At 31.7% G+C, this 14,368-nt stretch carries 11 protein-coding genes; 2 read left to right on the top strand and 9 right to left on the bottom strand.

Annotated elements, in window-relative coordinates:
• Positions 1 to 3: 3 nt before the first annotated feature.
• The 4 genes from kdpF to SD960_RS21360 all read right to left on the bottom strand — a co-directional run bounded on the left by kdpF (position 4) and on the right by SD960_RS21360 (position 4,744).
• Positions 4 to 81, bottom strand: coding sequence for a K(+)-transporting ATPase subunit F (kdpF, locus tag SD960_RS21375; RefSeq protein ID WP_318805930.1), 78 nt, complete (start codon positions 79 to 81; stop codon positions 4 to 6).
• 171 nt (positions 82 to 252) lie between these two features.
• The gene (locus SD960_RS21370) at positions 253 to 534 is read right to left on the bottom strand and encodes a hypothetical protein (protein WP_318805895.1); all 282 of its coding nucleotides are present in this window, start codon (positions 532 to 534) and stop codon (positions 253 to 255) included.
• A gap of 371 nt (positions 535 to 905) precedes the next feature.
• Entirely contained in the window at positions 906 to 2,261 is a 1,356-nt protein-coding gene (locus SD960_RS21365; protein ID WP_318805894.1) for a sigma-54 dependent transcriptional regulator, read from the bottom strand.
• Positions 2,262 to 2,317: 56 nt separating this feature from the next.
• A complete protein-coding gene (locus SD960_RS21360; protein WP_318805893.1) occupies positions 2,318 to 4,744 on the bottom strand; it encodes a sensor histidine kinase in 2,427 nt (808 codons plus the stop codon).
• Positions 4,745 to 4,949: 205 nt separating this feature from the next.
• On the opposite strand from SD960_RS21360, the gene SD960_RS21355 reads away from it, so the two are divergent.
• Entirely contained in the window at positions 4,950 to 6,923 is a 1,974-nt protein-coding gene (locus tag SD960_RS21355; protein ID WP_318805892.1) for a sigma 54-interacting response regulator, read from the top strand.
• Between the two features lie 74 nt (positions 6,924 to 6,997).
• Here SD960_RS21355 and SD960_RS21350 read toward each other — a convergent pair whose 3' ends face one another.
• From SD960_RS21350 to SD960_RS21335, 4 genes are all read right to left on the bottom strand, one after another.
• Entirely contained in the window at positions 6,998 to 10,537 is a 3,540-nt protein-coding gene (locus SD960_RS21350; protein WP_318805891.1) for an ABC transporter permease/M1 family aminopeptidase, read from the bottom strand.
• A gap of 4 nt (positions 10,538 to 10,541) precedes the next feature.
• Positions 10,542 to 11,423, bottom strand: coding sequence for an ABC transporter ATP-binding protein (locus SD960_RS21345; protein WP_318805890.1), 882 nt, complete (start codon positions 11,421 to 11,423; stop codon positions 10,542 to 10,544).
• Between the two features lie 107 nt (positions 11,424 to 11,530).
• Positions 11,531 to 11,737 carry a helix-turn-helix transcriptional regulator gene (locus SD960_RS21340; RefSeq protein WP_318805889.1) on the bottom strand — a complete coding sequence of 69 codons (207 nt, stop codon included), beginning with the start codon at positions 11,735 to 11,737 and terminating at the stop codon, positions 11,531 to 11,533.
• Positions 11,738 to 11,739: 2 nt separating this feature from the next.
• Positions 11,740 to 12,255, bottom strand: a complete 516-nt coding sequence (locus SD960_RS21335; protein ID WP_318805888.1) for a DUF2975 domain-containing protein — start codon at positions 12,253 to 12,255, stop codon at positions 11,740 to 11,742.
• A 183-nt stretch (positions 12,256 to 12,438) separates the two neighbouring features.
• Here SD960_RS21335 and SD960_RS21330 point away from each other — a divergent pair, with 183 nt between their 5' ends.
• The gene (locus SD960_RS21330; RefSeq protein WP_318805887.1) at positions 12,439 to 13,440 is read left to right on the top strand and encodes an LLM class flavin-dependent oxidoreductase; all 1,002 of its coding nucleotides are present in this window, start codon (positions 12,439 to 12,441) and stop codon (positions 13,438 to 13,440) included.
• Positions 13,441 to 13,608: 168 nt separating this feature from the next.
• Here the strand turns inward: SD960_RS21330 and SD960_RS21325 are convergent, their stop codons facing one another.
• Positions 13,609 to 13,947: a hypothetical protein gene (locus tag SD960_RS21325; protein WP_318805886.1), complete on the bottom strand. Its 339-nt coding sequence runs from the start codon at positions 13,945 to 13,947 to the stop codon at positions 13,609 to 13,611.
• Between the last annotated feature and the right edge of the window lie 421 nt (positions 13,948 to 14,368).

The following is a 14,368-nucleotide window of genomic DNA, read 5'->3' as shown; positions in this document are numbered from 1 at the left end:
TTTCTAAAATTTTTCGGGTTTGATTAATACATAAACCAAATAGCAGAAAACGGCGATGGAAACAATAAATAGTGCTGTCATGATTTAGATTTTTTCAAAGAATTCAACAGATTTAAAACAAATAGCAAACAGTAAAACTGCCAATGCGAGTAAAAGAAAAGTGATCATAATTATTTTAGATTTTAGAGTTCAGATTTTAGATTTTAGATTGTCACCCGATTAACCAATTAAACAGTTAACCGATTAAACTTTTTATACACCTGAAGTATTAATTTGTTTGATATATTCTGCTTTTAGCGTTTGTGGAAAGAGATGTGAAATATTGCAGTGACGCATTTCCATAAAAGAAGAAACCGAGAAAATGTATACATTCGAAATTGCATTTTTGGTTTCAAAACTTCCTGTAATAAATAACCGTTCAGCAAGTGTCAGGCATTTTTTGGCTCGTACAATATTTCCAGAAATAATAGATTTTTTAGTAATCTCGGCAAAGCGTTCGGCTTGTTTGTAGATTGAGGTGACTTGATTTTTCATTTTGAATGAATTTTTTTGTTCTTCCTCCTTATGCCAAAATTTGTTCCGAAAAAGTAAAGTTGTAGATAAAGTATTGTAAATAAAAGGAATGTGGTTTTGTGCCAAAAATTAAGCATAAAAAAAGCCTATCAAAATGATAAGCTTTTATTGAAATGATAGGGATTTAATTTTAAAATTTGAGTTCCGGAGGAACGCGATATTTATAGAAAAACATAGATTTGTTGTTAGAACCCCATCGGGGTGGCATCTTATCAATCGATATATCGCTCCGATGGAGCTTCGGTCAAAAAGGAGATTATATTTGCTATAAACATTTTGCTCCGCTGGAGCTTAGTTTGAAACTGATATTAGAATTTGGAATTTGGGATTTTTTAAATTTTTAAATTTTCAATCCCAAATTCTTCCAACTTTCGATACAAAGTCGCAATCCCAATTTCCAGCAATCGTGCCGTTTCTGCTTTATTACCTTTTGTATAATTTAAAACTTTCTGAATGTGCAATTTTTCAACGCTTTGCATCGAAAAAGCCGACATTGATTTTGTAGGTTTTTCAGGTTGATGCTGCATTTCGTAAGGCAAAACATCTGAAGTTAAAATATCTTCATTGCTTAAAATGACAGAACGCTCGATTACATTTTTTAGTTCCCTAATATTTCCCGGCCAGGAATAATTTTCTAATTTCTGAAGAAAATCATCTGAAATACTTAATGTTTTTTTATTCGTTTTTTCAGAAAATTGCTTGACAAAATAATTAGTTATTGACGCTATATCTTTAATTCTTTCTCGCAGTGGCGGTAGTTTTATTTCGAAAATATTCAAACGAAAATACAAGTCAGAACGAAAACGATGTTCATCACTTTCTGTTTTTAAATCTCGGTTTGTTGCGGCAATTAATCTAAAATTTGATTTTTTTGAAGTCGTATCTCCAACGGGAATATATTCACTGGTTTCCAAAACGCGTAATAATTTGGCCTGCAGTTCAATTGGCATTTCTCCAATTTCGTCTAAGAATAAAGTACCGCCATTTGCTTCTTCAATAAATCCTTTTTTATCTTTTAAAGCTCCTGTAAAAGCTCCTTGTTTGTGTCCAAAAAGTTCACTTTCAAGAATTTCTTTACTGAAAGTACTACAGTTTAAGGCCACAAAAGATTTTCCAACACGATTACTGTTTTCATGAATTGCTTGTGCAAAAACTTCTTTTCCAGTTCCGGTTTCACCTGTTAGTAAAACAGTCGAATCGGTTTTGGCGACTTTTTTTGCCAAATCAATAACCTGTTCAATTCCTTTTGATTTCCCTATAATAGTATTAAACGAATATTTATCACCAATACGTTTTTCAAGCTGTTTTACTTTTTTTTGTAATTGTACCTTTTCTACAGCTTTATAAAGAAGTGGAATAATTTTGTCGTTGTCATCGCCTTTTACAATATAATCAAAAGCGCCGTTTTTCATGGCCTGAACACCATCTGGGATATTCCCAAAAGCGGTAAGTAAAATAACTTCGACCAAAGGAAAACTTCCTTTTATATTTTGCAGAAAATCAACGCCGTTTCCATCCGGTAATTTTACATCACACAATACGACATCAATATCTGTTTGTTCCAATTTTTTAAAACCTGATTTTAAATCTTTGGCTTCAATAACTTCAAATCCTTCCGATTTTATAATGCGTGCCAATAGACTTCTAAGTTTTTCTTCGTCGTCTATAATTAAAATTTTGTGTATCATTTTAGGAAAAGGTTAAAATCGAAATTCATTTTAACATTACAAATTTAGGTTTTAAATTACTTTTCTTTTTTATTCATTGGAAATTCTTGTGAAAATTCAATTTTCAAAATAGTTCCGTTATTGTTTTCCATCGAAAATTTAGCTTCTAAATCATCACTTAAACCTTTTATCAAACTCATTCCAAACGAGTTTAGTTTTTTGGCACTAAAATCAGTATCAATTCCAATTCCGTTATCCGAAATTGTTAATAAATAATGATTCTCGGTTGTTGCTTCAAGTGTTACATAAATCATCCCGTTTCGTTCATCAGGAAAAGCATATTTAATAGAATTGGTAATGGCCTCATTCAAAATAAGCCCAAGCGGAACGGCTTGTGCAACATCTAATTCCAGCTGATCTATTTTTAATTCAAATCTGATTCTTTGCCCAAGCGAAAAAGATTCTTTTAGATATTCGACCAATTCTCTAATATAATTAGGCATGTTAATCGTCGAAATATTCTCAGAATTATATAATTTTTGATGAATCAATGACATCGAATGAATTCTGTGCTGACTATTTTTTATGGCCGACAAAGCCATATCATTATCCAAATATGCTGATTGTGAATTTAAAAGACTGATAACCGTTTGAAGATTATTTTTTACACGATGATGAATTTCTTTCAAAAGCCATTCTTTTTCATCCAGTAAATGTCTGAGGTTTATATTTTTCTGGTTGATTTCTTTTTCTTTTAGTTCCAATTTGGCATGATTTCGTTGTTTTAATCGGTATCTGTTGTACAGTAATCCAATTGTAATAAGTAATAAAATCAAACTCCCGATAGAAACACTATTTAAAAGTTTAGATTTTTGCAGTTCACTTTTTTGCAATTTATCCTGATCATTTAAAAATTTTATTTTTTGTTCTTTATTTTTAGTTTCATATTCAATTTTGAGCTCATCAATTTGCTTGGTTTTCGAGACGCCATGTGTAGAATCACTTAGTTTTTTTACATTTCTGTAATGTTCTAAAGCACCAAGATAATTACCGTTAGCGGAATCAATTTTATACAATGTATACTGAAAAATTTCGGAGTCGTAATGTTTATTGTTGGTTTTAGAGAGCATAAAAACCTTATCGGCATAAAGTTTGGCTTTTTGTGCGTTATTTGTAAATGAGTAAAAATAAGACATCGTGGCATAAGCATGAATAACTTCTCTAAAGGTTTCGGGTGTCTTTAATTGTTTAGCATAAAAATCCATTTCGATAAAATATTTTTCTGCCAGATCATACTTTTTTAAAGTAGCGTAACAATTAGCTTTTGTAAAAGCTACCAGCATTTTATCAAAAATACTTTTTGGGGGATAATCAGCAGTTACTGTATTAAGATAAGCAAGAGCTTCATTGTTTTTCTTTAGAGACAAAGCGGCCACGGCAGCTAAAAAACTTTTGTACCAGGTGCCACTATTTAGGGTTTGTTGCCCAATTTTAATGCTTTTTTGATATAATTCAAGAGCCTCTTCATTATGTCCGTATATGTGGTATACATCACCCAAACGAGTATAAAAGATATCCCCAAAAGTATAATCCTTTTCAGTTTCCATTCTTTTAACACTTTTTAATGCATAGTAGAGTGCACTTGGGATGTTACGCTGATTTAGTTCAATAAAAACAATTGTTGTTTCTGCAAATTGCTGATGCGTAAAATTAATTTTTCGCAGATCAATCAAATTTTGGTAAAATCTTTTTTTCGCTTCATTGATTCTCCCAGTCCAAAAATAAATGGTCGTAATCTTCATATAATTTTCGATCCTTTTTTCTTCTAATCCTAAAGAAGCATAGAGTGAGACAGCTTCTTGCAGAATTTTTTCTTTTTCAGGATCTAAGTTGGATAAAAGAGTTCCATAAGCATCTAAAGCATTAGCAAGGCCGAGTTTATCATTTTGTTTTCGGCATTCGGTAATAACCTGCAGAAAATATTTTTTCCCTTCAGCCTGATTATTTGCCTGAAAATAATACTTACCTAATAAGAGTAAACTTTGATATTGCCATTTTTTTATTTTATTACTAAGCTGAACTGCTTCTGTAATATAAATTTTTGCATTTTCGAGATCTTCAAATTTAGTACCGGGTTTAAAAAGATAAAAATTTCCAAGCTGAAGCAATAAGATAATCCGATTTTCGCCTTTTAATGTAGACAGGAGTTTTACTGCCATTTTAAAATTTCTTTTTTCAAGAAACTCGCTTCCAATTAGTTTTCCGCCATCATTAAATCCTTCATCATAAGCTAATGAAACAGGTAATTTATAAGCTTTACAAGCTAAAACAACAGCACTGTCTGCATCTATTGCACCCTGATTAGCATTATACAAATACATTGAACTAGCCTGAATGAGCAATCTTTTTTTCTTTAAATCATATTTAGCAACTGATGCTGAATTTTGCGCCAAAGATGGAAGAATAATGGAGAGTAAAAAACAGAGAGAATAGAATTGCTTCATAATTTGGTGAGAATTAGTTTTTTGGAAGTTTTTGTAAACAAATATAAAGCAAATGATAGCTGATCTTATGAAAAAACATGAAGAAAATTCACATTAAAGTTGTTTTTAATGATTTATATTTGATAAAAATGTTATTTTAGTTGTAATAATTAACTAATTTTATACCAACAAATTATAGGTTTATAACACTAAAAATGCCACAATTATGAAAACGGTTTCTGAGTTTCCCAATAATTCATCTCAACCTACTTTAAAAAAACGAATTTTAATTGTTGAAGATCAATTTATTGAAGCTCATGATTTGCAGTTAATTCTCGAAAAGGCAAATTACGAAGTAATCGGAATTTCACGTTCTGTTGATCAGGCTTTGGAACAAATTCAAACAGAAAAACCGGATTTGGTTTTTGTTGATATTATGTTGAAAGGAAGCAGAAACGGAATTGAACTGGCTCAAATTTTAAAAGAAAACCATATTGGATTCATTTACATATCTGCCAATTCAAGCAAAAGTATTTTAGATCAGGCTAAAATTACCCAGCCTTATGGTTTTATCGTGAAACCATTTCGCGAGCAGGATGTTTTAACAACGTTGGAAATTGCTTTTTACCGTCAGGAATATAGTTTAGAATCGCAATTAATGCAGCAGTTTCAGTTGCAGAATAATATTGCAGAAATTATAAAATCCAATCTTAAATGGGAAGATGCTTTGTTGGCATTTGCAAAAGTGGTGCAGACTTTTATCTCTTTTGATTATTTAGAAGTTGGTTTTTTAAATACAGCGCATTATGCAAATTTGGGCGTCATGCGTAAAAATATAGATGATTACCAGATTATTAATCCCGAAAAGTTTTCAAAAATTGCCGATATTTCTATAAAAGAATTAGACGAGACTTATAAAAAATCAAAAATAGATTTAAAGCCTGTTGTTTATAGTGAAGAATCATTAATCAATAATTTTCAGGTTGCACCTATAAAAGGTTTGATATCGCATAATTTTGGAATTAAATCTTATTTGGTTTTTCCTCTTTCAATTGCAGCAATTCAAAAATTTCATTTTACTTTTTACAGTCGAAATTTTAATGTTTATTCTCCAGAAAACATAAATGTTTTGAGTAATCTAGAAAATACATTTGTTCAGTTTATTACTAAAATGTATCCCAAAACAAATGCAGACTCAGATCAAAAAGAAGCAATTATTAAAAAAGAAAAACCCGCGGATAAAACAATTGGTTTTGAAGGGATTATTGGAAATAGTCCTCAAATGATTACTGTTTTTGATTATATTAGAAAAGTCGCACCATCTGATACTTCAGTCTTAGTTTTAGGAGAAAGCGGAACGGGAAAAGAGAAGATAGCACAAAGCATTCATGCATTGTCGCCCAGGAAAGATAAACCTTTGGTAATTATAAATTGTGGTGCAATTCCTGAAAATTTGGCCGAATCATTGCTTTTTGGTCATGAAAAAGGTGCTTTTACCGGAGCGATGGATAAACGAATTGGGAAATTTGAACTGGCCGATGGCGGAACAATTTTTCTGGATGAAATAGGAGAGATGCCAATGGAACTTCAGGTAAAATTATTGCGTGTTTTGCAGGAAAGAGAAATCGAGAGAATTGGCGGAGCATCGCCTATAAAAATAAATGTTCGAATAATTGCTGCAACCAATAAAAATTTGGAAGAAGAAGTAGCTGCCGGAAGATTTAGAATGGATTTGTATTATCGCCTGCATGTTTTCCCGATTATAGTTCCGTCGCTTAAAAAACGAAGAGGAGACATTCCTGAGTTAGCGAATCATTTTATAAGAATATATAGTGAAAAAATGGGGCGAAAATCTCCATTACTTTCAGATTTTGCGTTACAGCAAATTACAAATTACAATTGGCCGGGAAATATTCGTGAATTAGAACACGTAATACAAAGGGCTATTTTACTTACAGACGGAAATACAATTAAAGACATTGAACTTTCTACATCTTCAAAAATGCATCCAGAACAAGCAAACGAATCATTTTCAATCAAAACCATTTTAGAAAATGAGCGTGATTATATTTTATACATTCTGAAAAAATGCAATGGAAAAATATCCGGAATTGGCGGAGCCGCTGAAATCCTGGATATTCATCCATCAACATTAAATTCAAAAATCAAGAAATTAGAAATTAAAAGAGAAATGAATTAAGATAAAAACACACACAGATTTCGCAGATTTTTACTAATTAGTTGCTGAAATAAAATCTAATCTTTGACAAAACTTTAGTTAATTTCCTTTTCGTTGTCCTTAATAAAGGTGTCAAAATTTTTTAAATACGGATCAACAACAATAAGTTGAGGTTTGGTTAAAAGTTTAATTTTTCCCTCAACCACATTGTTTTTTATTAAAAAAGGATAAGAGAATAATTTACCATTTTCATCGTAAACACCAATATCAATTATAGAATCATTTTTAATCAGTTTTCTTTTTCCGGTTGCATTTTCAGAATATTTTTTAGAATTTACTTTAAAAGAAATTTCATAAAAACTATTCTTTTTATTGCTTTCAGTCGAAACAATATTAGATGAATACGTAATTATTTGTTTAAACATTTCATCTAATTTGTAATATAATTTTTGATCAGTTACCGAATAAATTTCTTTTAATAAATCTTCAGAATCAGGAATTTGGTTGGGATATTTATAATGATTCAGAAAGTTTTTTAAGGCAAGATTTAATTTTTTCTCTCCGATTAACATTTGCAATTGATGCATCACAAGCATTCCTTTATCATAAGGTAAATGCGGTGTATCGTAATTTGTTTTATAAAGAGGTGTTTCCGGATCGTAACTTCGGCTGCTTAAATACAAATCCAGATGAATTTTTAAAGTTTCAAGAGTTTTCTCTACACCATGTTCTTTTTCATAAAGCATGAGTTCAGTGTATTGCGCTAAAGTTTCGGTCAAAATCCAGCTTCCTTCTTTTTGTTCCGAACTAATCTGTGCATTTCCCCACCATTCATGAGATAGTTCATGCGCTGTTAATTGGTTGATAACATCTTCTTTATACTTATGGGAAAGATCACTGTAAAAACCAAAATTCTCTTTCATAAATACTGACGAAGGATAAGAAGTTGCAGCAAAACCATCGGCGAAAGCAGAAACTTCGACATAGCGAATCGTTTCATAAGGATATTTTCCAAAGTTATTTTGACAATAATCCAAAGTGGTTTTTAAATCTTGTATCAGTTTAGGAACATTTCGGGAATGTCGTTTATCATAATAAACTTCTATTGCAATTCCTTTATAATCTGATTGCTGAATTTGATATTCCGCGGAAGCGAAAGCAAACCGAAACGGAATCTTTCCATTTGATTTATAATGAAAATAACTGCGATTGTTTTTTGCCCACTTTGCAATTAAATCACCAACACCAATGGCAGTTTGATTTGTTGAAGTAGAAACCACAGCATCATAATCAATAAAATTATACGGAATTGGTGTTTTATCTTCTAGTTTTTTTAGTGGAGTTTGAGGTTTCAAATGTCTTTTTAAACGTTCTTTTTTACTGCTGATTTCATTCGAATCCTGATAACCAAAAGTTGGGTAATAACGACTTATTCGCATAAAAGAACCATTTTCTATAATCGAATTAAAAGAAGTATGACCTTTAAACGGAGACCAGCCTGATTTAAATGAAAATGAAATTTCCATTTTTTGTTGAGGTTTAAGCGGTTTTGCTAGACGAAACCAATAATGATTGAATTGAGAAACGTCGTTTAATTTTTCAGCATCCGGAATTTCAATTGAAGTTAGTTTTGAATTTCGATCTATATATAGGAGTAAACTATCAATTGGTTTTTTAGAATTATTAATCAGTTGATATTTCCCGGACACTTCATAACTATTTTTTTCAGGAAACAGAGCAACATTACTTTTAACGGAAGTTATCGTTGGTTGAGGTAAATTAATATATTTTTTAAATTTCAACTCATATTGTTCGCTCCAATTGTTCTGGTCTTCCTCAGTTAAATACGGATATTCAATATTAGTTTTATAAAACAAATAAATTCCAAAACCAATAAAAAGAAGAATTCCTAAAGCAAAAGTTATTTTTTGAAAGGAATTAAACGAATGTCTTCGGAATGATTTCAGGATTGAAGTATTTCGTTTCCATAAAATTCCTGTGAAAATTAATAAAATCAAAGCCAATCCAGAATTGTACAACATCGAAACATGAAACGGAATAGTATATTTTCCAAAACCATTCAAATCAAAATACTCTCTTTTAAAAGAATTTCCAAATCTTAATAAAGGATGTAAAATCCCTAATTGTTCCCCAATTCCGCTACTTATCAAAAGCGTAATAAGAGCCGCTGCCGAAAGACCTAAATATTTATTAGATATAACAGTTTGAATAAAAACAATTAAAACAGAAATTATTAAAATAGGAAAACCTAAAAAATAGAATAGAGAAAAATAGAGTCCAAATTCTATAGAAGCATTTGCACGAACAATTTGAAAGCCACAACCAATTAAAATACTGAAAGCAATTATAAGAAGCGGAATTGTAAAAAGTGAAATGATTTTAGAACCTAAAACTATCGTCTGTTGATACGGAGTTGAATTTTCCAACATTTCAAATCGGGAAGTTTCGCTTCGGTTTATCAATTCATTACTATAAAAAAGTAAAACAATAATGAGAATAAAAGGCAAACGATCCATAATTGTACTAATCATCAAAGCCGTATTGGTTATGTTTTGCGCCAATCTCATTCCGCCATCAATCTCATCTGAAATTTCAATTAAAAGTAATCCAGAAAATAAAAGTAAAATTAAAAGAAACGGAATTCCTTTTATAATTAAGGAAACATCCATTTTGATGTAGCTTTTTAAAACCAGGAAATTGTGTCTAAAAGTTCTACATTCGATATTTTTTGGAGATTCTATAGAAAATGAAGCAGTTTCAGTTTTTAAAACCTTAGATGATTTTGCCTTTTTCACTTTTATCTTTCGAAAAGAAAATAATTTATAAGAGAGAAATGATAATAAAAAAGAAACACTTATCCACAGTATTCGATTCAATAAAAAATTACCTGACAACTCCAGAAGATTATTATTTTTTTCAATAGCACTCCAATATCGTGTTTGTTCCAAAAATGCAGCCAATCCAAACGGATCTATTTTTGCAGCAAAAGACATCGCAGCAGCAGATGAAGGCGATGCATTTGCAAAAATAGGAGAGTTAGAGAAAAGTGAACCCGCGATATATAAAATGTAAATCAGAAAACCACCAACATAAATAAAGAGTTTGCTTCGGGTTAACCAAGCCAAAGTCGTTAAAATAGAGAGGCACAATAATATATTAGGAATTACCAAAACCAAATAAGGCCATAGATAATTAATAATATAAAAAGGACCGATTTCATCTTTTGAAAGCCAGGGCATTTGATGTCCAATCACCATTCCGATAATAAACATTCCAAAAGAAACAACGGCAATACTAAAAGCGACAATAATTTTACTTCCTAAATAATTGAATTTAGAAATAGAAGTGGTGAAGATAATTGAGTCGAATTTAGTTTCATATTCTTTTAGAAAATTTTGCGCAACTTGCAACGTAATCGAGAATATCGTCGTCAAAGAAATCAAGCCAATGGCGTAAGTAAGCACATAAGGACTATTTTTATAAGCGCCTGAAAAAGAAAAATTCGCAAAAGCACTCATAAAAAATCCCAAGATTATGTAAGCTAAAAATGTGGCATAAAAACTCCAGTTTCTGGTATTGTTATGCCATTCAAATTGTATTAATTTTAAAAGCATAACCTTATTTTTTAAGTTGATTTGATAAAACAGTAAAATAAACATCACTTAAATCAGGAGAAATTAAGTTGAAACCAGAATCTGGCTGCTGATCCGAAAAAACATGAATATTCAATTTTCCCGAATTCAAATGCGAGGATATAATATTCAAATGTGTTTTATATTCTGCTAATTCAGATTTATGAATCGCTTTCATCCAGATTTTATCTTTCAACAAATGGATTGTTTCAGTTGGATTGCCTTCTAAAATCAATTTTCCACTTGAAATAAGTGCCATTCTGGTACACAAATCCCGAACATCTTCAACAATATGAGTAGACAAAAGCACAATAATGCTTTCGCCAATTTCGCTTAAAAGATTATTGAACCGATTTCTTTCTTCGGGATCAAGACCAGCTGTTGGTTCATCGACAATAATAATCTTCGGATTTCCCAGCAAGGCTTGTGCAATACCAAATCGCTGACGCATTCCGCCAGAAAACGAATGAACCGCTTTGTCTTTGTATTGCAATAAATTGGTTTGCTGTAATAAAGTTAGAATCTGATCATTTCTTTCTTGTTTATTCACCATTCCTTTCAAAATCGCTAAATGATCTAATAAACGATAAGCCGAAATTTTAGGATAAACCCCAAATTCCTGTGGTAGATATCCTAAATGCTGTCTGATAAACGTTGGGTTTTCAAGAATATTGACGCCGTTAAATTCAATAATTCCCGTAGTTGGTTCCTGTAAAGCTGCAATCGTTCGCATTAAAGTCGATTTCCCGGCTCCGTTTGGCCCTAGCAAGCCAAACATTCCGTTAGTAATTTCCAGCGACACCTCATTTATTGCCTGCGTGCCGTTCTCATACATTTTGCTGAGATTTTTGATTGATAAACTGTTCATTTTTTGATTGATTTATGATTGATTGAAATAATTATTAAAAAAAATTAGGCAATAGAATCCCTGTCGACATCAAAGAGTCGATTTTTTTTGTTAAGATTTAAAAAGATTTATTCGCTTGCGTACTCTAAAATGTCACCGGGCTGGCAATCTAAAATTTTACAAATAGCTTCCAGAGTATCAAATCTGATTCCTTTGGCTTTTCCGGTTTTAAGAATCGATAAATTGGCAGGTGTGATTCCTAGTTTCTCAGCCAACTCTTTACTTTGCATCTTGCGTTTCGCGAGCATTACATCAACATTTACAATTATTGGCATGATTATATAAATAAGTCTTGTTCGTTCTGAAGATTTAATCCCTGTTTAAAAATAGCAGCTAAAAAATAAGCAAATATCCCCAACATAAAATGTAATACAATAAATATTGAGATCTCATTATCAAGCGAAACAAAAATAGAAGAAATAAATATGATGATACCAGGTAAAAATAAATTACCCAAATAAAATCTTCTCAAATGTTTAATACCATTTTGAGTAAATAATTTAGGCTGAAAAAACACTTTAAACACATTGCTAATCAATAAAAAGAAAAGTCCGTAAAGACTTAAAGGCGATAGAAAATCAAAAATAATATAAGGTAGATTGTAATCTCCCAACATTAGCGGATGATTTGTAAAAGGATAACAAATCTGGAAATACTTTCCGTCATCTTTAAAATTCAAAAACCATCCCGTACTTAAAGTAAGCAAAGAATAAAATGATAATGTAAAATAAACAATAGCCAGAAATCGAGTAACGTAAAATAATATTTTAGAAACAATATGGGTGGTTTTCATTTGCGCTTAAATTAGTTTTGTTGTTGCAAATGTATAATTAATTATTGTAAAACGATAATTAATTATTAAAATATTTATTTGTTATCGTTTTAACTTCACAGCAAAACATTATAATTCTATTAACACTAGAAAAGAAAAGACATCTCTATAAATGAATTAATTTTGTATAAATCAAAAATTTTCATGAAAAACCCAATTTCAATCTCCATACTAGAACTCGCTATCATCACACAAGATAGCAATGCAAAAGAAACATTTCAAAAAACAAAAGACATAGCCCAACTCGCGGATCAATTAGGTTACAAGCGTTTTTGGCTGGCCGAACATCACAATATGGCACATGTTGCAAGTACCGCCACCGTCGTTTTAATAGGATATATTGCTGGACAAACTCAAAATATCCGTGTAGGTTCGGGTGGAATCATGTTGCCAAATCATTCCCCTTTAGTAGTAGCCGAACAATTTGGAACTTTAGAAACGCTTTATCCAAACCGAATTGATTTGGGATTAGGTAGAGCGCCCGGAACAGACCAGCCAACTGCCGAAGCAATTAGAAAAGACTTTTTTGAACAGGCGCAGCGATTTCCGCAAAACGTAAGCAAGCTTCAGGATTATTTTTCAGTCGAAAATGCTACAGCAAAAGTGCGCGCTTTTCCGGCCGAAGGCTCAAATATTCCAATCTGGATTTTAGGTTCAAGTATGGAAAGTGCAGCTCTTGCCGCTGCTTATGGATTACCATATGCTTTTGCAGGGCATTTTGCACCACGTCAAATGATTCAGGCCTTCGAGTTTTATCGTGAAAATTTTCAGGCTTCCGCCACTTTAGATAAGCCAAAGACAATGGCATGTGTCAATATTATAGCAGCCGATACAAATGAAGAAGCTGAATTTCTATCAACAAGTTTATATCAGATGTTTTTAAATCTCATTCGTGGCGATCGCAAAGGGCTACAGCCACCTGTACCATCTTTAGATGATATAATGGGCGAGGAAGAACGTTTTCATGTCGATCAAATGACTGCATGTACTTTCACAGGAAACAAAGAACAGCTAATTACAGATCTCAAAAAGTTCATCGACTATTCAAGAATTGATGAACTAATGGTAACCAGCCCAATTTTTGATCATCAGAAAAAACTAAAAAGCATCCAAATCACTAAAGAAGTAATCGACGCTCTAAACTAATTATCCATACTTATATATAAGGTATGTTTTTACATACTATATATAAGAGTAGATTTACTCTTCCCTACCCGACAGTTTTCAAAACTGTCGGGTTTATTTTTTGCTACCTATATAAGGAGAAGATTCTTTCCATCACCAATTGAAATTTGGATTTTGCAGAATTGGAGTTTAGTTTTTATAAGGAGCTATTCCCGCTATCCGTTGCAATCTTTTGCTTTTTAAAGAAAAAAGCAAAAGGATTTCCACTTCTATCGGGGCTAGGGCAGTAGTTTTGAGAAGAAAATCTGAGTTTAAGAGTAAAGCTGGCATCTTTTCACGAAACAAAACCAGTCCAAAATACAGCTTTGAGACTTTTTCAACCCAAAGAACCCATAAAAAAAGCAAACCATAAAACCTTCGTGCCTTAGTGCCTTTGCGGCAAAACCAAGCAAAACAAGGCAAAACATGGGCAAAAGATACCAAAACTCCCACACAGCCAAAAAAACTTTGCATTGTAAAAACCGCCAAACCAGCGCTTTATAAAAAAGATTGCAATTATATAAAAAAAAGGCTTGTAAATGTAAATAAAGGTGCTACTTTTGCACCCGCAACAGCGATAGACGTTCACTGAAATACTGACAAGCAAACGAATTTTGGAAAGAAAAATTTTTTCAAAAAAAGATTCAAAAAAGCTTGTGAGATTTAAAAACAGAAGTTACATTTGCACCCCGCAAAACACGGAAAGTTCATTGACAGATTGGTAAATAAGAAGTGGAAAAGGAAAGTAAAATTTTCTTAAAAAAAACTTCAAAAAACATTTGCCAGTTAGAAATAAGTTTTCTACTTTTGCACCCGCTTTGAAATACAAGCGAAATAAAATTGAAACACGTTCGTAGACATATTGAATTGACAGCCGTTTTAACAGAGATGTTAGAACAAAAGAATAAGA

Origin of the sequence: Flavobacterium sp. MMLR14_040, assembly GCF_033657265.1 — a bacterium.
GTDB lineage: Bacteria > Bacteroidota > Bacteroidia > Flavobacteriales > Flavobacteriaceae > Flavobacterium.
This window is presented reverse-complemented; position numbering and strand designations above follow the sequence as displayed.

What these genes read in the sequence shown, in the direction of transcription:
- SD960_RS21345 (WP_318805890.1), bottom strand. Translation starts at nt 11,423, where the DNA reads ATGAACAGTTTATCAATCAAAAATCTCAGCAAAATGTATGAGAACGGC.
- SD960_RS21365 (WP_318805894.1), bottom strand. Translation starts at nt 2,261, where the DNA reads ATGATACACAAAATTTTAATTATAGACGACGAAGAAAAACTTAGAAGT.
- SD960_RS21360 (WP_318805893.1), bottom strand. Translation starts at nt 4,744, where the DNA reads ATGAAGCAATTCTATTCTCTCTGTTTTTTACTCTCCATTATTCTTCCA.
- SD960_RS21335 (WP_318805888.1), bottom strand. Translation starts at nt 12,255, where the DNA reads ATGAAAACCACCCATATTGTTTCTAAAATATTATTTTACGTTACTCGA.
- SD960_RS21370 (WP_318805895.1), bottom strand. Translation starts at nt 534, where the DNA reads ATGAAAAATCAAGTCACCTCAATCTACAAACAAGCCGAACGCTTTGCC.
- kdpF (WP_318805930.1), bottom strand. Translation starts at nt 81, where the DNA reads ATGACAGCACTATTTATTGTTTCCATCGCCGTTTTCTGCTATTTGGTT.
- SD960_RS21350 (WP_318805891.1), bottom strand. Translation starts at nt 10,537, where the DNA reads ATGCTTTTAAAATTAATACAATTTGAATGGCATAACAATACCAGAAAC.
- SD960_RS21340 (WP_318805889.1), bottom strand. Translation starts at nt 11,737, where the DNA reads ATGCCAATAATTGTAAATGTTGATGTAATGCTCGCGAAACGCAAGATG.
- SD960_RS21330 (WP_318805887.1), top strand. Translation starts at nt 12,439, where the DNA reads ATGAAAAACCCAATTTCAATCTCCATACTAGAACTCGCTATCATCACA.
- SD960_RS21355 (WP_318805892.1), top strand. Translation starts at nt 4,950, where the DNA reads ATGAAAACGGTTTCTGAGTTTCCCAATAATTCATCTCAACCTACTTTA.